The sequence below is a fragment of the Streptomyces sp. NPDC005931 genome, assembly GCF_042871235.1.
Classification (GTDB): Bacteria; Actinomycetota; Actinomycetes; order Streptomycetales; family Streptomycetaceae; genus Streptomyces.
In genome coordinates this window covers 557543-577857 of record NZ_JBIAIG010000003.1, presented here as the reverse complement: position 1 = coordinate 577857, position 20315 = coordinate 557543, and the positions used below count along the sequence as shown (strand labels likewise).

Sequence of the window (20315 nt, the reverse complement as noted above, 5' to 3'; positions counted from 1 at the left end):
ACGGGCTGCGGCGGCGCGTGCCGGCTCGGTCGACGGAGTGCGGCGTCGGCCCCTCCCCCGCGGGTACCCGGTGCGCATGGCTCCTCAGCACTGGGCGCCCCGGCCGCCGGCGGCGTCTCCTCGTCGGCGCTCCGCGCGCTGCACTCCTTCCCACCCGCGCCGGTCCCGGCCCGTGCCTCCCGCCCCCTGCTCCCGCGCCCGGCGGTGGCCCCGGTGACGGCCGAGATGGCCCGGGCGGCCGGGCTGGTCGCACGGGCCGCGCGGGACGCGCCCCACGAGCAGGTTCCCCGACGCGTGTGCGCGGCGGTGTGCGAGGGGCTGGCGGTGGACGGTGCCACCCTGGCCCTGCTGACCGACACCCCCTCGCGCCAGTTGCTCGCCGCGTCGGGCGATGCCGCGCTGCTGCTGGAGGAGATCCAGTTCATGGTGCTGGAAGGGCCCTGCATCACCGCCGCCCACACGGGAGAACCCGTGGCCGTGGACGACCTGGCCGACCAGCTGACGCCCTGGCCCCTGTTCGGGGCGACCGTGCGCGAGAAGCTGCCGCGGTTGAGGTCGGTGTACGCGCTTCCCGTCTTCTTCGGCGACTACGTCCTTGGCACCATCGACCTGCTGTCCTTCCGCGCCCATGCGCTCAGCGAGGTGTCCCTGCGTCAGGCGTCCCAGGTGGCCGATGCGGTGACGGCCGCGCTGATGCCGGTCCGCGAGACGATCCTCACCGGGACCCGGGCGCCCGCCTGGGAGCCGGAACGGGTCGTGCGCGCCCACTGGTTCGACACCGCGCGGGCCGTGGGTGCCCTGGCGGCCCGGCGGGGGATCACTCCGGAGACGGCGCTCGCGGTCATGCGCGCCCGGGCCTTCCGCACCGGGGAGTCGCTGGCCGACATCACCGCGGACGTCCTGGGCGACCCGCCCGTCATGCCGTAGAGCCTGCCTCGCGGGCCCGTCCCGGTGCCTGCGCTCCCCACCGGCCGGCCGGTCCGGTCGGTTGCGCGGGAGGCGAGCCGCCGTCGGCCGTCCGGGTCCGTGCCGTGGCGGGGTTCGCCCGGTGGCCGAAAGATGGCGGACAGGCCGTGTTCGCCGGACTTGGAGCGCGATGGCGGGGGTACCCCGTCCGCTCGGCCCTTCGCAGAGGAGACCGCCCGTGACGTTCAACCCCCTCGAACAGCGGGGCATCCCGCTGGACCGCCAGCTGCGCAGCTGGCGGGAGCTCGACGTCAGGCCCATCGACCCCGATCGCTGCGACCCGTACACCCGCTGCCGGATCATCACCATGAACGGCATCGAGGTGGAGGCCATCCTGTTCAGCCACCAGTTGGCCCGCAACACCGTCGATCCCGAGGTGAAGCGGCAGCTGGCACAGGTGCGCTACATCGAGGCACAGCAGCAGAAGGCCGTCAACTGGCTGCTGCCCGGAGTGTCGTCCGTACTGGAGACGACCATCGCCTACGAGCAGGTCGCCGTCGACCTGACCGCGTGGGTGGCCCGGATGGAGCCCGACCCGTATCTGAAGCAGGCGTACCAGTTCGGCGTGCTGGAGGACTTCGACCACCTGTACCGGTATGCGAACCTGTACGAGATGATCGAGCACCGCAAGGCGGAGTCGATCGTCGACAACCTGACCGAGGTCATGCCCGGCCGGCCCACCAGGTTCCACCACCGCGACCCGGTCGACAACGTCCGCGACCCGTACGCCAAGGACGGGACGGACCCGCTGTCGAAACTGCACGCGCTGACGATCATGTCCGCCGAGCAGCAGACCATGAACTTCTACATGAACACCGGCCCCACCTACATGGAGCCGATCGCCCGGCAGCTGTACCAGGAGATCGGTCTCATCGAGGAGGAGCACGTCACCCACTACGAGTCCCTCGTCGACCCCGGCGAGACCTGGTGGGAGCAGTTGGTCAACCACGAGTACAACGAGTGCTACCTGTACTACTCCTTCATGGAGCAGGAGAGCGACCCCAAGGTCCGGGCGATCTGGGAACTGCACCTCAACATGGAACTGGAGCACCTGCACGCCGCCTGCGAGCTGATGCGACGCCACGACGGGCGCGATCCCGCCTCGGTACTGGCGCCCGAGTTGCCCGGCGTACTCACCTTCGAGCCGAACAAGGCGTACCTGCGCGAGCTGCTGGACACCCAGATGGATCTGACGACCCTGGGCGCGGGCTATGTGCGCGAGGCGCACGAGCGGTTCGAGCGGATGCAGGAGCAGATCCACGGCGGCGAGCAGCCGCCCAGCGAGCGGGTGGTCGCCGAGCACCGGGAGATGTTCGGCCGTGAGTACCGCGTCCAGTCCGAGGGCGAGCATCCCGACCCCGCGATGCGCGAGAAGTAGGGAGGCGAGATGTCCGGACTCGACACTCCGCAGGCCGGTGACGACCGGGCCGCGGACATGGACGTGGTGGCACTGCTGATGCGCCAGCACGGTGACATCCGCAACCTTTTCGACGAGGTGGAGGCCACCAGGGGCGAGGAGCGACGCGACGCGTTCCGCCGCCTGGTGCGGCTGCTGGCCGTGCACGAGACCGCCGAGGAGGAGGTCGTCCACCCCTTCGCACGGCGCGGCATCCCCGGGGGTGAGCAGGTCGTCGCGGACCGGCTGGCCGAGGAGCGCTCCGCCAAGGAGACGCTGGCCGCGCTGGACGACCTGGACACCGGCGACCCGGCGTTCATGCCGCGGCTGATGGAGCTGCGCACCGAGGTCCAGGAGCACGCGCGGGCAGAGGAGCGCTATGAGTTCATCCACATCCGGCGCAGCACGGACGTCACGGGCCTCACCGCCATGGCCAAGGCCGTGAAGGCCGCCGAGGCCATGGCTCCCACCCGGCCGCACCCCGGGGTGGAGTCGGGTGCGGCCAACGTGGTGCTCGGACCGGTCGCCGCGCTGATGGACCGCACCAAGGACGCGGTCCGCAAGGCCATGGGCAAGGACGGCTGAGTGCGGCGGAACGCGGCCGGGGCATCCACCCGATCGGATGGATACTCCGGCCGTTCGGCCCAGCGTCGCACCGGTGTGGGCCGTGGCGACGAGGGGGCGGGGCTAGTTTCCGCTGGGTTGGACACACCGGGCGGGACCGAAGCGAGGAACTGATGGCGACCCATACCGAACCCACTGCGCCGGTCCCGGCGGCGGAGCGCCACACCCGAGGGCAGGTGGTCGTCTCCTGGCTGACCACGACCGATCACAAGAAGATCGGGCACCTGTATCTGATCACGTCGTTCGTGTACTTCCTCATCGGCGGGGTGCTGGCGATGGCGATCCGGGCCGAGCTGGCGCGCCCCGGCCTGCAGTTGCTCTCCAACGAGCAGTACAACCAGGCGTTCACCATGCACGGCACCATCATGCTGCTGCTGTTCGCCACCCCCACGTTCGCCGGTTTCGCCAACGCCGTCATGCCGCTGCAGATCGGCTCCCCGGACGTCGCCTTCCCCCGGCTGAACATGCTGTCGTACTGGCTGTTCTTCTTCGGGGGGCTGATCGCCTTCGCCAGCTTCTTCACTCCGCAGGGGGCTGCCGACTTCGGCTGGACCGCGTACACGCCGCTGAGCGGTCCGATCCGCACGGCGTACGTCGGCGGCGACCTGTGGATCATGGGGCTGGCGCTGTCCGGCTTCGGCACGATCCTGGGCGCGGTCAACTTCATCACCACCATCATCTGCATGCGCGCCCCCGGCATGACGATGTTCCGCATGCCGATCTTCACCTGGAACGTGCTGCTCACCTCGGTGCTGGTGCTGCTGGCCTTCCCCGTCCTGGCGGCGGCGCTGCTGGTGCTGGAGTCGGACCGGCGCTTCGGCTCGCAGGTGTTCAACGCGGAGAACGGCGGGGCCATCCTGTGGCAGCACCTGTTCTGGTTCTTCGGCCATCCGGAGGTATACATCCTGGCGCTGCCGTTCTTCGGCGTGATCAGCGAGATCGTCCCGGTCTTCGCCCGCAAGCCGATCTTCGGCTACATGGGTCTGGTCGGAGCCACCATCGCCATCGCCGGTCTGTCGTCGGTCGTGTGGGCCCACCACATGTTCGCCACCGGTGCCGTCCTGCTGCCGTTCTTCTCCTTCATGACCTATCTGATCGCGGTGCCCACGGGGGTGAAGTTCTTCAACTGGATCGGGACCATGTGGCGCGGCTCCCTCTCCTTCGAGCCGCCGATGCTGTGGGCGCTCGGCTTCCTGGTCACGTTCCTCTTCGGCGGGCTGACCGGTGTCATCCTCGGCTCGCCGCCGCTGGACTGGCACGTCACCGACAGCTACTTCGTCGTCGCCCACTTCCACTACGTGCTGTTCGGCACGATCGTCTTCGCGATGTTCGGCGGATTCAGCTTCTGGTGGCCCAAGATGACGGGCACCATGCTCGACGAGCGCCTGGAGAAGATCCACTTCTGGACCCTCTTCGTCGGTTTCCACGCCACCTTCCTGGTGCAGCACTGGCTCGGGGCCGAGGGCATGCCCCGCCGGTACGCCGACTACCTGGCGGCCGACGGGTTCACCGCCCTCAACACCGTCTCCTCCATCGGCGCGTTCCTGCTCGGCCTGTCCACCCTGCCGTTCCTGTACAACGTCTGGAAGACCGCCCAGAAGGGTGAGCGGGTGGAGGTCGACGACCCCTGGGGGTACGGACGTTCCCTGGAGTGGGCCACCTCGTGCCCGCCGCCGCGCCACAACTTCGTCACCCTGCCCCGGGTCCGCTCCGAGTCGCCCGCGTTCGATCTGCACCACCCGACGGTGGCCCAGCTGGACGAGAAGGAGAACGTCGGCAAGCGTGACGTGATCGACGCCCCGGGCCACGAGAGCGACCGGTCGTGACGGAGGGTCTGGACGACGGGCCGCACGGGGCGCGGGGGCCGTGGGCCGGCCGTCCGCCGGCCGCGGCCTCGGCTCTCGCCGCCGAGGTCGAGGGCTATCTGATGGCCCGGGCCCATTACGAGGACGCGCGCCGCGAGGCCGAGGAACTCTGCGGCCGGCTGCCGTGGCTCACCGCGTCGCAGGCCGAGGACCTGGCGCGGCACCACGTCCTCCAGCGCATCGATCTCACCCGGCGGACACTGCGCGAGACGGCCCGCCGGGCCGACGAACTGGCGCAGGAGTACGAGGACCGCTACCGCGACCTGCGGCGCACCCTCCTCCGGCGGCACGCCGCCGGCGCCTGCGCCGTCCTGGCCTGCGCCGCCGGTGTGAGCACCCTGACGCCCCTGCTCGCCCGCTGATCCGCGGAGCGCGGCCTGGCGGGCGCACGGCACGATGGACCGGTGGCGGCTGCTCGGTGGGGCGTTCGGCAGGCGGGTGAGGCGCTCGAGCGCCCGTACGGGTGCACTGCGCCATGCCTCGGCGGGTACCCGGTGCCGGCTCCCCCGCCCCTGTGGTGCCGGGGGGCACGCCGAACGAGGCAGCCCCCGTACCGAGGAAGGCCGACGCCCATGAGCCCACCTGCCCGGCCCGACGCCGGACCGTCCCCCGCGGCGCCGGAGACCCGCAGGTCGCTGGCGGTCTGGGCGGTGATCGGGGCGGCGGTGATGGCCGCGGTCGACGAGATCGTCTTCCACCAGGTCCTGGGCTGGCACCACTTCTACGACCGTTCCACCACCGCCGTGGGCCTGCTGTCCGACGGGCTGCTGCACACCGCCGAGTTGCTGGCCCTGGTCGCCGGTCTCTTCCTGCACGCCGACCTGCGGCGCCGCCGCGCGCTCGCTCCCGCCCACGCGCGGGCCGGTTTCCTCCTGGGACTGGGCGCCTTCCAGCTGTTCGACGGGATCGTGGACCACAAGCTGCTGCGGCTGCACCAGATCCGCTACGGCGTGGACGTCACCCCGTACGACTGGGCGTGGAACGTCACCGCCGTGTTCCTGCTGCTCACAGGCCTGGCCCTGACGGTCCGCGCCCGGCGCCCGGAGCGTGTCGGCAGTGCGGGTCCGGGCCGCCGGGGGCCGGCCTCGTGACACCCGCGCGCCTGGCCGTGCTCGCGCACGTCCACCCCGGTCAGCCGACGGGCGGGCCCGGCCCGGCCGGGACGGTGGTCGTCGTGGCCGCGGTGTCGGTGACCCTCCTCTACCTGGTGGCCGCGGGGCGTCTGCGGCGCCGCGGGGACGCCTGGCCGTGGGGGCGTGACGTCGCGTTCGCCGCCGGGGGTACGGGCATCGTCTGGGCGACGGCCGGCACGCCGCCGGGCGGGCCGTTCACCGGGCACATGGTCCACCATGTCGTCGTGGGCATGCTGGCGCCGCTGCTGCTGGTCCTGGGCCGGCCCGTCACGCTCGCCCTGCGGGCCCTCGCGCCCGGTCGGATGCGGCGGGGCCTGGTCGCGGTCGCCCACTCCCGCGCGGTCGGGTGGCTGCTCTTCCCGCCCCTGGCGGCCCTCGTCGACGTGGGCGGCCTGTGGCTGCTGTACCGGACGGAGCTGTTCGCGGCCGTGCAGCAGCGGCCGGCGGTGGCCGCTGCCACGCACGCGCACGTGGCGGTGACCGGGGTGCTGTTCGCGTTCGCCGTGTGCTCGCTGGACCCGGTGCGCCGGCGCTGGGGCCACGCCCTGCGCGGCGGCACCCTGCTGGCCGCGGGTGCCGCGCACGCGGTGCTGGCCAAGACGCTGTACGCCGTACCGCCGCCCGGTACCGCCTTCGACGGTGCCGACCTGCGCACGGGGGCCCGGGTGATGTACTACGGCGGCGACGTGGCCGAGGCGGCCCTCGCGGTGGTGCTGGCGGCGGGCTGGTACGCCGCCCGCGGCCGGACGGCGGCACGGCGTGCGCGCCGCGGCGCGGCGGCCCCGGTCGCTGCCGGTCAGGCCCTGCGCCCGCGCGCCGTGACCAGTCCCGACTCGTAGGCGAAGACGACCAGTTGGGCGCGGTCGCGGGCGCCCAGCTTGGTCATCGCGCGGCTGATGTGGGTCTTGGCCGTGAAGGGGCTGATCACCATGTGGGCGGCGATCTCCTCGTTGCTGAGACCGCGGGCGGCGAGCGCGGTGACCTCCCGTTCCCGGCGGGTCAGGCGCTCCAGGCCCTCGGGCGTGGCCCGGTCGGGAGGCCGGGCGACGAACTCGCCGATCAGGGTGCGCGTGACCGACGGCGACAGCAGTGCCTCGCCGCGCGCGACCACCTGGACGGCCTGGAGCAGGTCAGCCGGTTCGGTGTCCTTGAGCAGGAAGCCGCCGGCGCCCGCGCGCAGCGCCTCGAAGACGTACTCGTCCAGGCCGTAGTTGGTGAGGATCACCACGCGCACGGAGGTCAGCGCCGGGTCGGCGGCGATGACGCGGGTCGCCTCGATGCCCGACATCACCGGCATCTGCACGTCGATCAGCGCGATGTCGGGCACCTCGGCGCGCACCAGCGCCACGCCCTGCTCCCCGTCGGCGGCCTCACCGACCACCTCGATGCCCTCCTCGGCGTCGAGCAGGGCCCGGAAACCCGCGCGCATCAGAGCCTGGTCGTCGACGAGGACGATCCGGATCACGCCGCTCCTCCCCCGACCGCGGCGGCGCCGCGGTTGCGGTCGCCCCGCTCCCCCAGGGGCAGCCGGGCCCGTACCGAGAAGCCGCCCTCCGGGCGCGGGGTGGCGGTGAGGGTGCCGCCGAGTGCGGTCACCCGCTCGTGCATGCCGGTCAGACCGGTGCCCGGGCGCGGTGGGCGGTCGGGACGGGCGCTGCCGTCGTCGTCGACGCGGACGGTCAGCTCCTCGCCGCCGTAGTCGAGCCGCACGTGCACCCTGGCCGGTCCCGCGTGCCGGGCGGCGTTGGTGAGGGCCTCCTGGACGATGCGGTACGCGGCCCGGTCGACCCCCGCGGTGAGGCGACTCGCGTCGCCGGTGACGGTCAGGTCGACGGCGAGGCCCGCCGCACGGGCGCGCTCCACCAGTTGCCCGGGGCTCCCCGCCGGCTCGTCGGTGCGCAGGACCTCCAGGGTGGCGCGCAGTTCGCGCATCGCCTCGCTGCTCGCCTCCTGGATGGCGAGCAGCGCGGGCGGCACCTCCTCGCCGCGCTTGCGGGCCAGATGGACGGCCACACCCGCCTGGAGCTTGACGATGGAGATGCTGTGGGTGAGCGAGTCGTGCAACTCCCGTGCGATGCGCAGTCGCTCCTCACCGGCTCGACGCAGGGCCGCTTCCTCGCGAGTGCGTTCGGCCTCCAGGGCGCGTTGCTCGGTCTGACGCAGGTACGCCTGCCAGTTGCGGTCGGCCAGGCCCGTGACCACCGCGCACAGGAACCAGCCCGCGAGCAGCGCGGCGTTCTCCACCCCGTCGCGGCCCGCGGGTTCCGTCGCCGCGTACGCCGTGAGGTACAGCGCGCCGGCGGCCGCCGCGAGGGCGCGGTGGCCGACGCGTGCCGCGGTGTGCACGGCGCCGATGACGGGCAGCGCGGCGAGGGGCCCGGGGTGGACGTGCAGGACGTGGGCGGCACCCGCCGCCACGGCGACGGCCAGTACCGCGCGCGGGGCCGCCCGGTGGAAGGCCAGCGCCGCGCTGCCCAGGACGACGAGGGTGTGGTCGAGGGCCGTGCTGCCCGGCTCGGTGACGGTCGCGGCCAGCACGAGGGCGCCGACGACGGCCGCGAGGACCGCGTCGCCGATCCGTCCGCGTGTGGTCCGACGCCCGCCCATGTGGGCACAGTAGACCGGCGCGGCGGCAGCTGCGTCCGCCTTGTGGAGGGGGTGGGCACTACTCCCCCGGTAGTACCCGCCGGGCCGGTCCGACCCCGGTGGCGCAGCGTCGACTGCCTCCGGCCGTACGACGACCGCGGAGTCCCGGTGGGCGCAGGCTGCGGTGCATGACCACACCCTTCCTGCACACCCGGCCCCCGGCACCCGAGTCGGCCACCGGCCGCGTCGCCGAGGTGTACGCGCAGATCGCCCGGGACTTCGGAATCGACCGTCCGCCCACCTTCGTCGTGCTCTCCTCCGCGCCCGAACTTCTCGCCCCCGCCTGGGCATTGATGCGGGAGTCGCTGATCGCGGGTCCGGGCAGCCGCACCGCGAGGGAGCTGACGGCCTACGGTGTCTCGCTCGCCAACAAGTGCCCCTTCTGCGTCGACGCCCACACCGTGCTGCTGCACGCCACGGGCGACCACGCGCTCGCCGAGCGGCTGGCACGCGACGAGAGCCCCGAGGAGGAGGAACACGCGCGGGTGCTGGAGTGGGGCAGGCGCACGCGCGTGCCGGGCGCCGCCGTGGAGCCGTATCCGTTCCCGCGCGAGCACGCCCCCGCCCATCTGGGGACCGCGCTCGTCTTCCACTTCATCAACCGGATCGTCTCGGCCCTGGTGAACGAGCAGTTGCTGCCGGGCAACGTCCAGCGGTTCCGGGCCGTGCGCAGCCTCGCGGGGCGCAGGCTCGGAGCCACCGTGCGCCGCCCGGCCGAGCCGGGTGCAGCGCTGCCGCTGCTCGACGAGGCCGCCCGGGCCGATCCGGGGCCGGCGTGGGCGGCCGGGACGCCGGTGGGCCCCGCGTACGCCGCCCTGCGCCGGGCCGCCACCATGGGCGCCGGACTCCTCGACGAGGCGGAGCGGACTCTCGTCCGGGACACCCTGGGCACGTGGGACGGGTCGCACCCGTCCCTCTCCTGGCCGGGGCTGCCCGGCCGGGACGAGCTGCCGGGTGCCCGCCTGGCGCTGCTGGCGGCGCTCGCCCCGTACCGCATCACCGGCGAGGACGTGGCGGCCTGGCGCACCCCCGCGCACACCGACCACTGTCTGGTGCACCTCGTCGCGTACGGCGCGTTCGCCGCCGTCGACCGCATCGAACGCGCGCTGCCGCTGCACACCGCACGGGGGACGGTGTGAGGTCACGCCCGCCGGGTGAACGCCCCGTTCCGGGCGCAAACAGGTCAGACCGGCACAGCCCGCGCGGCGCCCCTGTCACCGCGCCCCTACGGAGCGAGTTGGCCCTTCCGCACCACAGGGATGCGTGTGACACTGGCGTCCCGTCCGCAGTGCGGACTCCCTCCGCACCGTCCCCCACGAGAAGTGCGCCGTGCGTTCCTTGCCTCTGCCGATCGCCCTGACCGCGCGCCTGTCCCCGGTGGTCGTCCTCGCCGCGGCGGGCTGGGCGCTGTCCTCCGGCCCCTCGGCCGCTCCTCGGGCCGCCGAGAAGGACGCCGCCGGGGCGACGGGGGCCCGGTCCGCCTCCGCGCCGTCGCGGACCGCGGTGCCGAAGACGTACACCACGGCCCCCGAACCGTGCGCCGGCGTGGCCGAGAAGACCGTCAACTCCCTCGTGCCGGGCGCCAGGAAGGCCGGCAAGGAGATACCCTCCACCGACTCGAGGCTGCGCCGCACCTGCTCCTGGAACGCCCTCCAGGAGTACGAGTACCGCTGGCTGGACGTGTCCTTCGAGGTGCTGGACTCGGACGAGGCAGCGGAGCGGTCCTACGCGGGCCGGCTGAAGGAGAAGAGCGGCGGCGGGGAGGTCCCCGGGCTCGGTGACGCCGCGTACTCGGTGGTGAACCTCACCACCGAGGACGGGCAGCAGACGCGGGAGGGCGTGGTGGTGGCCCGCGCCGCCAACGCACTGGTGATCGTGACGTACAACGGCAGCGACTTCGAGACGAAGAAGGCGCCGGCCACGGAAGAGATCAACAAGGGCGCCATCAAGGCCGCCAGGGAGGCGGTGGCGGCCCTGGAGGACGGCGCCCGCGGCTGACACCGTCCGCCGCCCTCCACGCCGCCCCGCCGGGCGTCAGGCCGTGTCGCATCCCGGTTGCGTCCCGCCATCAGCAGCAGGCAAAGCACCAGGGCGGGAGGCCGGTCAGGAGTTGACGGCGGGGATGACGTGCCGGCCGTAGGCCTCGATGACGGCCTCCTGCGCGTCGTGCATGTCGTACACGGCGAACTGGTCGACGCCCAGCCCGCGCAGCGCCGTCAGCTTCTCGACATGGCGTTCGACGGGGCCGATGACGCAGAACCGGTCGACGATCTCGTCCGGCACGAACCGGGTGTCCGGGTTGCCGCTGCGCCCGTGGTGCGCGTAGTCGTAGCCCTGGCGGGCCTTGATGTAGTCGGTCAGTTCGTCGGGGACGGCGGCCGAGTGCTCGCCGTACCTGGTGACGAGGTCGGCCACGTGGTTGCCGACCATCCCGCCGAACCAGCGGCACTGCTCCCGGGCGTGGGCGAGGGCCTCGGGCGAGTCGTCCTCGGTGACGTAGGCGGGCGCGGCGACGCAGACGGTCACCTCCGACGGGTCACGGCCGGCGGCGGCCGCCGCGTCCTTCACCGCCTTGACCATGTACTCCGTGAGGTAGAGGTCGGCGAGCTGGAGGATGAACCCGTCGGCCTCCTCTCCGGTCATCTTCAGCGCCTTGGGCCCGTACGCCGCCATCCAGACCGGGAGGTGGGCGCCCGGCCGGATCCAGGGGAAGCGGACGACGGTGCCGCCGCCGAGGTCGGCCTCGCCTCCGCTGCCCAGCGTCCGGATGACCTTCATGGCCTCGCTGATGCGGGCGAGGGTGTTGGGTCTGCGGCCGGCGACGCGCATCGCGGAGTCGCCGCGGCCGATGCCGCAGACGGTGCGGTTGCCGAACATGTCGTTGAGGGTGGCGAAGGTGGACGCGGTGACCTCCCAGGTGCGGGTTCCCGGGTTGGTGACCATCGGGCCGACCTTCAGCCTCGTGGTGTTGGCGAGGATCTGGCTGTAGATCACGAACGGCTCCTGCCACAGCACGGCGGAGTCGAAGGTCCAGCCGTGGGTGAAGCCGTTGCGCTCGGCGCGCTTCATCAGGGAGACGACCCGCGAGGCCGGCGGGTCGGTCTGGAGGACGAGTCCGAAATCCATGGGCACCGCTCCTAGTCGAGGTACTGGCAGGTGGAACGAGGGGTGTAGACGCCGTGCCCGGCGCGGCCGGTGTACTCCCGCCCGGTGATGACGGGTTCGCCGCGCGAGAGGACGGTCTCGACACGGCCGGTGACGCGCCTGCCCTCGTAGGCCGAGTAGTCGACGTTCATGTGGTGCGTCTCGGCGGAGAGGACCTGCTCGGCGTGCGGGTCGTAGATCACCACGTCGGCGTCGGCGCCCGGGGCGAGGGTGCCCTTCTTCGGGTACATGCCGAACATGCGGGCCGGGGTGGCGCAGGCGATCTCGATCCAGCGGCGGCGCGAGATGTGCCCGTCCACGACCGCCTGGTGGAGCAGGTCCATGCGGTTCTCCACGCCCGGCAGCCCGTTGGGGATCCTGGAGAAGTCGCCCCGGCCGAGTTCCTTCTGACCCGTGAAGCAGAACGGGCAGTGGTCCGTGGACACCACCTGCAGGTCGTTGGTGCGCAGGCCCTTCCACAGCCGGGCCTGGTGCTCGCGCGGCCTGAGCGGTGTGCTGCACACGTACTTGGCGCCCTCGAAGTCCGGTTCGGCGAGGTTGTCGGTGGACAGGAACAGGTACTGCGGGCAGGTCTCGCCGAAGACGGGCAACCCCTCGTCGCGGGCCCGGGCCAGTTCGGCGACCGCCTCCATCGCCGAGACGTGCACCACGTACAGCGGCGCCCCGGCAACCTGGGCGAGCCGGATGGCGCGGTGGGTGGCCTCGGCCTCCAGCAGGGCCTTGCGGACCTCGCCGTGGTAGCGCGGGTCGGTCTCGCCGCGGGCCAGGGCCTGTTCGACGAGGACGTCGATCGCGATGCCGTTCTCGGCGTGCATCATGATCAGTCCGCCGTTCCCGGCGGAGCGCTGCATGGCGCGCAGGATCTGGCCGTCGTCGCTGTAGAAGACGCCCGGATAGGCCATGAACTGCTTGAAGGAGGTGACTCCCTCCTCCACCAGCAGGTCCATCTCCTTGAGCGTGTCCTGGTTGACGTCGGAGACGATCATGTGGAATCCGTAGTCGATCGCGCAGTTGCCCTCGGCCTTGGCGTGCCAGGCGTCCAGGCCCTCGCGCAGGGAGTGCCCGACGCTCTGCACCGCGAAGTCGACGATGGTGGTGGTGCCGCCCCAGGCGGCGGCCCGGGTGCCGGTCTCGAAGGTGTCGGAGGCGAAGGTGCCGCCGAACGGCAGCTCCATGTGGGTGTGGACGTCGACGCCGCCCGGGATGACGTACTTCCCGGTGGCGTCGATCGCCTTCTCGGCGGTCCACGCCCCGGCGGCCGGGGTGCCGGACGCGGCGAGGGCGGCGATGCGGCCGTCCTCGATCAGGACGTCGGCGTGGATCTCGTCGGAGGCGGTGACGACGAGGCCACCACGGATGACGGTACGGCTGCTCATGCTGCTCCCTCTCCTCGCGTGATCGGTGCGGTCAGGGCGCGGTCAGCGGCCCGTACGCGCCGGGTGCGCGGTCGCGGTAGAACTGCCAGCGGTCGCGGACCTCGCGCAGGGTGGCCAGGTCCAGGTCGCGGACGACGAGTTCGGTCTCCTTGTCGCTCGCCGGCTCGCCGACGAACCGGGCCTCGGGGTCGACGAAGTAGCTGGTGCCGTAGAAGTCGTTGTCGCCCAGTTCCTCGACGCCGACCCGGTTGATCGCCCCGACGAAGTACTCGTTGGCCACGGCCGCCGCCGGCTGCTCCAGCTGCCAGAGGTAGCCGGACAGTCCGCGCGAGGTGGCCGACGGGTTGAAGACGATCTCCGCGCCCGCCAGGCCCAGTGCCCGCCAGCCCTCGGGGAAGTGGCGGTCGTAGCAGATGTAGACGCCGATCCGGCCGGCCCTGGTGTCGAAGACGGGCCAGCCGCTGTTGCCGGGACGGAAGTAGAACTTCTCCCAGAAGCCCTTCACCTGGGGGATGTGCGTCTTGCGGTACTTGCCGAGGTAGCTGCCGTCCGCGTCGATCACGGCGGCGGTGTTGTAGAGGACGCCGGGCTGTTCCTCCTCGTACATCGGTAGCACCAGCACGATGCCCAGTTCCCGGGCGAGCGCCTGGAAGCGGCGCACGATCGGGCCGTCCGGGATGCGCTCGGCGTACTCGTAGAACGCGGGGTCCTGCACCTGGCAGAAGTAGGGCCCGTAGAACAGCTCCTGGAAGCAGAGGACCTGGGCGCCCTGGGCGGCGGCGTCGCGGACGGCCTGCTCGTGGACCTGGATCATCGACTCCTTGTCGCCGGTCCAGGCGGTCTGGAAGACGGCGGCACGGATCACTGGGCTCATCTCGACCTCCGGTCGCTCGGTGTGCGGCGAGCCTAGGAAGCGGACGGGCCCGCTTTGAGTGGCACCGTGTCACGTCTGCGGCCGTGCGGCGTGCCACCGTGTCACTCTTCGAGGGGTCCATGTTTCACCGCCGTTGTCGCAGGTGGGTCCACGTTTCACTGGTGTTGCGCGTCGTGCGCGAGGAGCGCGATGTGCACCGAGGCGGCCTGTTCGAAGTCGTCGAGGTCGACCCCGAGCCGGGCCTGTATCGCCTCCAGGCGACGGTAGAGGGCGGGCCGGGAGACGTGGTGGAGCTGGGCGGTGCGGGACTTGTTGCGGCCGGTGGCGAGATACGTGCGCAGCACGGACAGCAGGTCCTCGTCCGGTTCGCACAGCAGCCCGTCCAACTCCCGCTCGGCGAAGGACTGCACCTGTGGGTCGTCCCGCAACAGCCTTATCAGCCCGCGCAGATGGACGTCCCTGAGGCGCACCACGGGTGGCAGGTCGAGGGCGGCGGCCAGGCCCGCCACGGCGTCCGCCACGTGCCGGGCCTCGCGCAGCCCCGCGGGCACGTCGTCGAAGGCCGGGCGCGGGTCGGCCGCGGCGACCACGGCGGGTGCCGCCCCCGGTTCCGGGCGCAGCCGGGCGGCGAAGTGGGCGGTGAGTGCCGCGGCGTCCTGGTCGCGGGCGAGGCTGAGCAGCACGGCGGCTGTCCCGTCGGCCAGTTCGGCGACGACTCCCGGCAGTCCCAGCAGCCGCAGTACGCGGTCCAGTTGCCCGGTGCCCCGGCCGCGGACGACGAGTGGTACGAACGTGCGCCGGTTGACGGGAAGTCCCGCCGCGCGGGCCCGGGGCAGCAGGTGCCGGGCGGGTACGACCCCGCTGACCAGGTCGGTCAGCAGGCTCTGCGCGGACTGCTCCTCCCAGGACCGGGCGGCGGTGCCCCCGAGCATGCGGTGCAGGACCAGGGCCTCGGCGGCGCGGTCGGCGAGCAGCCGTCCGGTGGCGGTGTCGCCGCGGTAGCCGCACAGCACGATGCGTCCCCACCGTTCCCCGCGTCCGCCCAGTTCGGCGCGGATCCAGCCGTCGCCCTCGCCGCCGCCGGCCTGGCGGGCGATGCGCTCCCAGTCCCGCAGCACGTCGTCCACCGCCGGCCGCTCCCCCGCCGTGCCGAGGACCCGGTGGGCGAGGTTGGTGACGACGACGGGGCAGCCGCTGTGCCGGGCGACCTCGTCGAGCAGCCGTTGGAGCGGGGCCCCGGCGGTGATCAGCGCCGTGAGGTCGGTGCGTACGGCCTCGGAGAGGCTGACCGCGGCGAACTTGCGCCGGACGAGGCGGGACTGGACCTCCTCGGTCAGCTGGGCGAAGGGGAAGGGCCGGTGCAGCACCACCAGGGGCAGCCCGCAGCGTTCGGCCACGCGGCGCATCACGTCCGGCGGGGCGGGGAAGGCGCGGCCGAGCCCGAGGACCAGGGCCGCGGCCTCCGCGCGGTGCAGGGAGCGGACGTACTCGGCCTGCTTGTCCTCGTCACCGGCGAGCAGCACACCGGTGGTCAGCACCATTTCGCCGCCGCTGAGCATCACGCCGACGTCGGCCGCCTCGGCGACGTGCACCCAGCGCACCGGCCGGTCCAGCCGGCCGGCACCGGCCACCACTTCGGGGTCCCCGGCGAGCACCCGCTCCAGGGCGAGCACCTGCCGCACCGACAGTGCCGGCGCCGACGAATCCCAGGACTCCGAGGCGGTGGTCATGACGACTTCCCCTTCGCGTGGCTCGGTCCGCCTGCGGGGCACCTGCGCCGGTGGTGCCGGACCCGGCCCTCTCGGCAACAGGCGCGCCCCTTCGGCCCGCTCGCCCTGCTCGGCGTACTGCTACGGGATGCTGCGCAGCGCGCGCTCGAGGATCGCGGCGCCCTCCTCGGCCTCCGCGACGTTGAGGGACAGCGGCGGGGCGATGCGCAGCGCGGTGGTGTCGTGGCCGCCGCCCTTGCCGATGAGCAGGCCGCCCTCGCGGGCCGCCTCCAGCACGGCGGCCGCGGCCTCCGGGTGGGCCTGGTCGGTGCCCGGTCTGGTGAGCTCGATGCCGATCATCAGCCCGCGCCCGCGCACCTCCCGCACCTCGGGCACCTGGGCGGCGACCGCCCGCAGCCGCTCGATGAGCATCCCGCCGACCCGCCGGGCGTTTCCCTGGAGGTCGTGTTCGAGCAGGTAGGTGAGGTTGGCCAGGCCCGCGGCCATGGTGATCTGGGTGCCGCCGAAGGTCGAGATGCTGTTGGCGTCCAGGCAGTTCATGATCTCGGCGCGGGCGACGACCCCGCCGATGGACATGCCGTTGCCGAGGCCCTTGGCGAAGGTGACGATGTCGGGCGGGCCGTTGTGGCCGTGCGCCTGCCAGCCCCAGAAGTGCTCACCGGTGCGGCCCCAGCCGGTCTGCACCTCGTCGGCGATCCACAGGATGCCGCGCTCGTGCAGCACCTCGCGGAGGGCCGCGTACAGGCCGTCCGGCGGGGAGGTGAAGCCGCCGACGCCCTGGATCGGTTCGGCGATCAGCGCGGCGGGAGGGCGGGTGTGGCCGAGCAGGTCCTCCAGGTCCTCGACGCAGGCCGCGACGAACCGGGCGTCGTCCAGGTGCGCGAAGGGCCCGCGGGTGCGCACGCCGCCGTGGACGTACAGGGTCTGCAGCGGGGACAGGGAGGTCGGGGACCAGCCGCGGTTGCCGGTGATGCCGACGGCGCTGAAGGAGCGGCCGTGGTAGCTGTTGCGCATCGCCAGGATGGTGTTGCTGCGGCGGTAGGCGGTGGCGAGCAGCAGGGCGGTGTCGTTGGCCTCCGTGCCGGAGGTGGTGAAGAAGACCCGGGCGTTCGGGATGCCGCTCAACTGGGCGATCCGCTCGGCCAGTTCGATCATCGGCCGGTTGAGGTAGAGGGTGGAGGAGTGCAGGATCCGCCCGGCCTGCTCGCTCACCGCCTTGGTGACCTCGGGCAGGGCGTGGGCGGTCATGGTGGTGAGGATGCCGCCGAAGAAGTCCAGGTAGCGCTTGCCGCGGGAGTCCCAGACGTGGCGGCCCTCGCCGTGGGTGATCTCGATGGGCTCGTCGTAGTAGAGGGCGAGCCAGTCGGGGAGCACGGACCGGTGGCGGCCCAGCAGGTCGTCGGTCACGGCCGCACCAGCCCTTCGTAGGCGTCGGGGCGGCGGTCGCGGTAGAAGGCCCAGGTCTGCCGCACCTCTTCGATCAGGTCGAAGTCCAGGTCGCGGACCACCAGTTCCTCCTTGGTGTCGCTGGCCACGTCACCGACGAACTGCCCGCGCGGGTCGACGAAGTACGACGTGCCGTAGAAGTCGTTGTCCCCGTACTCCTCCTGGCCGACGCGGTTGATCGCGGCGACGAAGTACTCGTTGGCGACGGCCGCCGCGGGCTGTTCCAGCCGCCACAGGTGGGACGACAGACCGCGGTGCGTGGCGGACGGGTTGTAGACCAACTGGGCTCCATTGATGCCGAGTTGGCGCCAGCCCTCCGGGAAGTGGCGGTCGTAGCAGATGTAGACGCCGACCTTGCCGACGGCGGTGTCGAAGACGGGCCAGCCGAGGTTGCCGGGCCTGAAGTAGTACTTCTCCCAGAAGCCCTTGACCTGGGGGATGTGGTGCTTGCGGTACTTGCCGAGGACACTGCCGTCGGCGTCGATCACGGCGGCGGTGTTGTAGTAGAAGCCCGGCTGCTCGATCTCGAACACCGGCACGACGATCACCATGGAGGTCTCCCGGGCCAGTTCCCGCATCCGGCGGACGGTCGGGCCGTCGGGCACCGGTTCGGCCCAGCGGTAGTGCTCCGGGTCCTGGACCTGGCAGAAGTAGGGCGAGTTGAAGACTTCCTGGAACCCGATGATCCTCGCGCCGCGCCGGGCCGCCTCGCGGGCGTGCTCCTCGTGCTTCGCCAGCATGGACTCGGTGTCGCCGGTCCAGGTGGCCTGGACCAGGGCGGCACGTACGACGTTGGCCATGAGCTGCTCCTTCGACGCGACGTCAGCGCCTCTACGCCCGTAGAAACGGCCGTAGAGGGACGAACGTAAGCCTCCCGGACGGCCTTGCCAAGACCATCGTCGTCAAGCCGCGGAGTCGATCGTGTTTCACACTCCGGTGGGTGAGTCGTGGGTCTCGTGGGAGTACCGGTGCCGGGGGATCACGGATCCCCGGCGCCGGGTCAGGCAGTGATGCCGGCGACGCGCAGGGCGTGCACCAGGTCCCAGTGCCGCTCGTCGGAGACGTGTCGCGCGGCGTCCAGCAGCAGCGGGACCAGACGCTGGGGGTCGGGGGCGGCGCTGCGGGCCGCCTCCTCGGGGGTACGCATGCGCACGCAGGCGTCGAGCAGCGCACGCATCTCGCGCCGACGGTCCTCGGCGGCCAGGCCGAGCACGGCCCGCCCGATCTCGTCGGCCGGGCGCACCACGCCCTGGCGCAGGATGCTCTCGCCGTCGTCCGTGCGCCCGGCCGCGGTCAGCGCGTCGGCGGCGGCGACGAGCCGGGCGGGGGGCAGCGATCCGGCCTCCCACAGCAGGGTGGCCCAGTCGGCGTCCAGCCCGGCGCGCCGCATCTCGGCCGCGAGCAGCGGGAAGCGGACGGCGGGCGAGTACGCCGTCTCGGCCAGCAGGGCGTGTGCCTCCCCGCTGCGCCCCTCCCGGCGCAGCCGCGCCAGCGTCCGCACCACGCGGACCACCTCCTGCCGGTCCGCCGCGTCCACACCCTGCTCGGCGCGAGGCCGCTCCTCGTCGACCGTCTCGTCGGCCCCCGCGAACCGCGCACCACGCGGGGCACGCTTCCCGGCGGGCGCTGCGGCGACCGGCACGGTGGCCACGGGGGGCACGACGACGGGCGTGGCCTCCTCCTCCATCCCGGCGAACCGGGCACTGCCCCGACGACGCCGGCGCTGCTGCGGGGCGGGAGCGGGCGTGGGGGCGGGGTCGGGGGCGGGAGGCGGCGTGGTCTCGGCCTCCGCCGGACCGTGCGGACGCCGCGGGGCGCCGTCCGGCGGGGGCGGCACAGGCGGAGTGGGCCACGGCGCGCCGGGCTCCGGGTACCGGCGGGGACGCGGGGCGCTGTCGCGCTCGGGGGGCGCGGCCGGGGGCGCGCCGGCGTCGGCGCGGCGCGGGGCCGCGTACGGCACGGGCGGCACGGGCGAGGGCCAGGACGCGGGCTCGTCGGCCACCGCGTCACGCCGGACGTGCGGGTTCGGGCGGGCACCGGTGGAAGCCGGGTATGCCGGGTATGCGGTCCCGCCGGCGCCGTACGGCCCGTGCCCACCCGGCTCGGGGCCCTCGACCGACGCGACACCGCTGACGCCGTGCGGCCCGTACCCGCCGGCCTCGGCGTCCTCGACCGGTGGTGCGATCCGATCCCGCGCTCGGGAGCCGGCGGCCCGGGCGGACCGGGGGCCCGGCGAAGGCACTCCCCCGTACTGCCGGAACCCACCCGCATCGTCGTCCTCGGCCGGTGGGGGCCCGCCGTTGCCGTACGGCGCACGCGCGCCCATCACGGCGCCCTCGGCCGGCGCGGACCCGCCGGTGCCGGCGTCAGGGAAGCGGGGGTCCCGCGCGAGGTCGCTCCCGGGCGCCCCGTCGGCGGACGGCACCACGCCCCCGGACGGCCGCCCCGCCCCGGCCCCCGCACGGACGTCCGACGGGGAGCCGCTCCCGTGCTCGTCCAGGTGGGCCATTCTGGAGCGGAGTTCGGCGCAGCGGGCCGTGGCGCGCTCGTGGTCGTCCTGGGCCCAGGCCAGGTCGCGGCGGATGGCGTCGGCCTCGTCCTCGATGGTGGCGACCGCGAGCAACCGGCCGAGGTCCACCTGCCGTTCCGCCGCGTACCGCTGCTCGCGGAGCATCACGTCGAGCCGGTCGATCAGCACGTCCCGCGCGCCGGGCAGGGCATCGTACGCGGTGAGCGCGGCGGTGTGCAGCGCGCGGGCGTGCCGGGCCTCGGGGTCCGCGGCCGCCGGGCCGTGTGCCGCGGCGAGGTCCTGGAGCAGGGCCTCGACCACGTCCCACGGTGGCACCTCGTGCCCGTCGAGACAGGCCCGCATGCCCTCGGGATCACGCTGCCAGAAGACCGCGCACCAGCCCCCGGAGGGATCCAGGCGCCCCAGCAGACCCCGCAGGTAGTCCGTGAACTCCCGGATGGGCACCGGAAGTCGATCCACCGCCATAGCCAACTCCCGCCTGACCCGGAGCACTCCGTTCCGTAGGCAACACCAGTCGTGTTACGGCGGGGCTACGGGGAGTTTTCGGGCCGGACGCAAGGCGCG

18 protein-coding genes are annotated in these 20315 nt (G+C 73.0%); 9 read left to right on the top strand and 9 right to left on the bottom strand.

What is annotated here, in order from left to right; all coding sequences use genetic code 11:
- Window positions 1-213 precede the first annotated feature (213 nt).
- The 7 genes from ACFYOV_RS10120 to ACFYOV_RS10090 all read left to right on the top strand — a co-directional run bounded on the left by ACFYOV_RS10120 (window position 214) and on the right by ACFYOV_RS10090 (window position 6823).
- Window positions 214-927 carry a GAF domain-containing protein gene (locus ACFYOV_RS10120; protein ID WP_389085205.1) on the top strand — a complete coding sequence of 238 codons (714 nt, stop codon included), beginning with the start codon at window positions 214-216 and terminating at the stop codon, window positions 925-927.
- 217 nt (window positions 928-1144) lie between these two features.
- The gene (locus ACFYOV_RS10115) at window positions 1145-2344 is read left to right on the top strand and encodes a hypothetical protein (protein WP_389085203.1); all 1200 of its coding nucleotides are present in this window, start codon (window positions 1145-1147) and stop codon (window positions 2342-2344) included.
- Between the two features lie 9 nt (window positions 2345-2353).
- Complete coding sequence (locus ACFYOV_RS10110; protein WP_389085200.1) at window positions 2354-2947, top strand: hemerythrin domain-containing protein; 594 nt, start codon at window positions 2354-2356, stop codon at window positions 2945-2947.
- 152 nt (window positions 2948-3099) lie between these two features.
- Window positions 3100-4812: a cytochrome c oxidase subunit I gene (gene ctaD / locus ACFYOV_RS10105; protein WP_389085198.1), complete on the top strand. Its 1713-nt coding sequence runs from the start codon at window positions 3100-3102 to the stop codon at window positions 4810-4812.
- Window positions 4809-5213 (top strand): hypothetical protein, encoded by a 405-nt coding sequence (locus ACFYOV_RS10100; RefSeq protein WP_389085195.1) that lies wholly within the window; start codon window positions 4809-4811, stop codon window positions 5211-5213. Before ctaD ends, ACFYOV_RS10100 begins: the two co-directional genes overlap by 4 nt.
- A 210-nt stretch (window positions 5214-5423) precedes the next feature.
- Window positions 5424-5942: a DUF2243 domain-containing protein gene (locus ACFYOV_RS10095; RefSeq protein ID WP_389085193.1), complete on the top strand. Its 519-nt coding sequence runs from the start codon at window positions 5424-5426 to the stop codon at window positions 5940-5942.
- Window positions 5939-6823: a cytochrome c oxidase assembly protein gene (locus ACFYOV_RS10090; protein WP_389085191.1), complete on the top strand. Its 885-nt coding sequence runs from the start codon at window positions 5939-5941 to the stop codon at window positions 6821-6823. The genes ACFYOV_RS10095 and ACFYOV_RS10090 overlap by 4 nt, the downstream gene beginning before the upstream one ends.
- Here the strand turns inward: ACFYOV_RS10090 and ACFYOV_RS10085 are convergent.
- Both ACFYOV_RS10085 and ACFYOV_RS10080 read right to left on the bottom strand, forming a co-directional pair.
- Complete coding sequence (locus tag ACFYOV_RS10085) at window positions 6781-7449, bottom strand: response regulator (protein WP_389085188.1); 669 nt, start codon at window positions 7447-7449, stop codon at window positions 6781-6783. The genes ACFYOV_RS10090 and ACFYOV_RS10085 overlap by 43 nt on opposite strands.
- Window positions 7446-8591, bottom strand: coding sequence for a sensor histidine kinase (locus ACFYOV_RS10080; protein ID WP_389085186.1), 1146 nt, complete (start codon window positions 8589-8591; stop codon window positions 7446-7448). The genes ACFYOV_RS10085 and ACFYOV_RS10080 overlap by 4 nt, the downstream gene beginning before the upstream one ends.
- A gap of 167 nt (window positions 8592-8758) precedes the next feature.
- On the opposite strand from ACFYOV_RS10080, the gene ACFYOV_RS10075 reads away from it, so the two are divergent.
- Complete coding sequence (locus ACFYOV_RS10075) at window positions 8759-9769, top strand: carboxymuconolactone decarboxylase family protein (protein ID WP_389085183.1); 1011 nt, start codon at window positions 8759-8761, stop codon at window positions 9767-9769.
- 190 nt (window positions 9770-9959) lie between these two features.
- Window positions 9960-10628 (top strand): hypothetical protein, encoded by a 669-nt coding sequence (locus tag ACFYOV_RS10070; RefSeq protein WP_389085181.1) that lies wholly within the window; start codon window positions 9960-9962, stop codon window positions 10626-10628.
- A gap of 105 nt (window positions 10629-10733) precedes the next feature.
- Here the strand turns inward: ACFYOV_RS10070 and ACFYOV_RS10065 are convergent, their stop codons facing one another.
- From ACFYOV_RS10065 to ACFYOV_RS10035, 7 genes are all read right to left on the bottom strand, one after another.
- On the bottom strand, window positions 10734-11756 hold the full coding sequence (locus ACFYOV_RS10065) for a TIGR03842 family LLM class F420-dependent oxidoreductase (protein WP_389085178.1): 1023 nt from the start codon (window positions 11754-11756) through the stop codon (window positions 10734-10736).
- 11 nt (window positions 11757-11767) lie between these two features.
- The gene (gene hydA / locus ACFYOV_RS10060) at window positions 11768-13171 is read right to left on the bottom strand and encodes a dihydropyrimidinase (RefSeq protein ID WP_389085176.1); all 1404 of its coding nucleotides are present in this window, start codon (window positions 13169-13171) and stop codon (window positions 11768-11770) included.
- Between the two features lie 31 nt (window positions 13172-13202).
- Window positions 13203-14045, bottom strand: a complete 843-nt coding sequence (locus ACFYOV_RS10055; protein ID WP_389085174.1) for a nitrilase-related carbon-nitrogen hydrolase — start codon at window positions 14043-14045, stop codon at window positions 13203-13205.
- A gap of 155 nt (window positions 14046-14200) precedes the next feature.
- Window positions 14201-15775 (bottom strand): PucR family transcriptional regulator, encoded by a 1575-nt coding sequence (locus ACFYOV_RS10050; RefSeq protein WP_389085171.1) that lies wholly within the window; start codon window positions 15773-15775, stop codon window positions 14201-14203.
- Window positions 15776-15895: 120 nt separating this feature from the next.
- Window positions 15896-17182 carry an aspartate aminotransferase family protein gene (locus ACFYOV_RS10045; RefSeq protein WP_389085169.1) on the bottom strand — a complete coding sequence of 429 codons (1287 nt, stop codon included), beginning with the start codon at window positions 17180-17182 and terminating at the stop codon, window positions 15896-15898.
- Window positions 17179-18021 (bottom strand): nitrilase-related carbon-nitrogen hydrolase, encoded by an 843-nt coding sequence (locus ACFYOV_RS10040; RefSeq protein ID WP_389085166.1) that lies wholly within the window; start codon window positions 18019-18021, stop codon window positions 17179-17181. Before ACFYOV_RS10040 ends, ACFYOV_RS10045 begins: the two co-directional genes overlap by 4 nt.
- Window positions 18022-18221: 200 nt before the next feature.
- Window positions 18222-20216, bottom strand: coding sequence for a hypothetical protein (locus ACFYOV_RS10035; RefSeq protein ID WP_389085164.1), 1995 nt, complete (start codon window positions 20214-20216; stop codon window positions 18222-18224).
- Window positions 20217-20315 lie beyond the last annotated feature (99 nt).

What these genes read in the sequence shown, in the direction of transcription:
- ACFYOV_RS10110 (WP_389085200.1), top strand. Translation starts at nt 2,354, where the DNA reads ATGTCCGGACTCGACACTCCGCAGGCCGGTGACGACCGGGCCGCGGAC.
- ctaD (WP_389085198.1), top strand. Translation starts at nt 3,100, where the DNA reads ATGGCGACCCATACCGAACCCACTGCGCCGGTCCCGGCGGCGGAGCGC.
- ACFYOV_RS10095 (WP_389085193.1), top strand. Translation starts at nt 5,424, where the DNA reads ATGAGCCCACCTGCCCGGCCCGACGCCGGACCGTCCCCCGCGGCGCCG.
- ACFYOV_RS10080 (WP_389085186.1), bottom strand. Translation starts at nt 8,591, where the DNA reads ATGGGCGGGCGTCGGACCACACGCGGACGGATCGGCGACGCGGTCCTC.
- ACFYOV_RS10075 (WP_389085183.1), top strand. Translation starts at nt 8,759, where the DNA reads ATGACCACACCCTTCCTGCACACCCGGCCCCCGGCACCCGAGTCGGCC.
- ACFYOV_RS10065 (WP_389085178.1), bottom strand. Translation starts at nt 11,756, where the DNA reads ATGGATTTCGGACTCGTCCTCCAGACCGACCCGCCGGCCTCGCGGGTC.
- hydA (WP_389085176.1), bottom strand. Translation starts at nt 13,171, where the DNA reads ATGAGCAGCCGTACCGTCATCCGTGGTGGCCTCGTCGTCACCGCCTCC.
- ACFYOV_RS10055 (WP_389085174.1), bottom strand. Translation starts at nt 14,045, where the DNA reads ATGAGCCCAGTGATCCGTGCCGCCGTCTTCCAGACCGCCTGGACCGGC.
- ACFYOV_RS10050 (WP_389085171.1), bottom strand. Translation starts at nt 15,775, where the DNA reads ATGACCACCGCCTCGGAGTCCTGGGATTCGTCGGCGCCGGCACTGTCG.
- ACFYOV_RS10040 (WP_389085166.1), bottom strand. Translation starts at nt 18,021, where the DNA reads ATGGCCAACGTCGTACGTGCCGCCCTGGTCCAGGCCACCTGGACCGGC.
- ACFYOV_RS10035 (WP_389085164.1), bottom strand. Translation starts at nt 20,216, where the DNA reads ATGGCGGTGGATCGACTTCCGGTGCCCATCCGGGAGTTCACGGACTAC.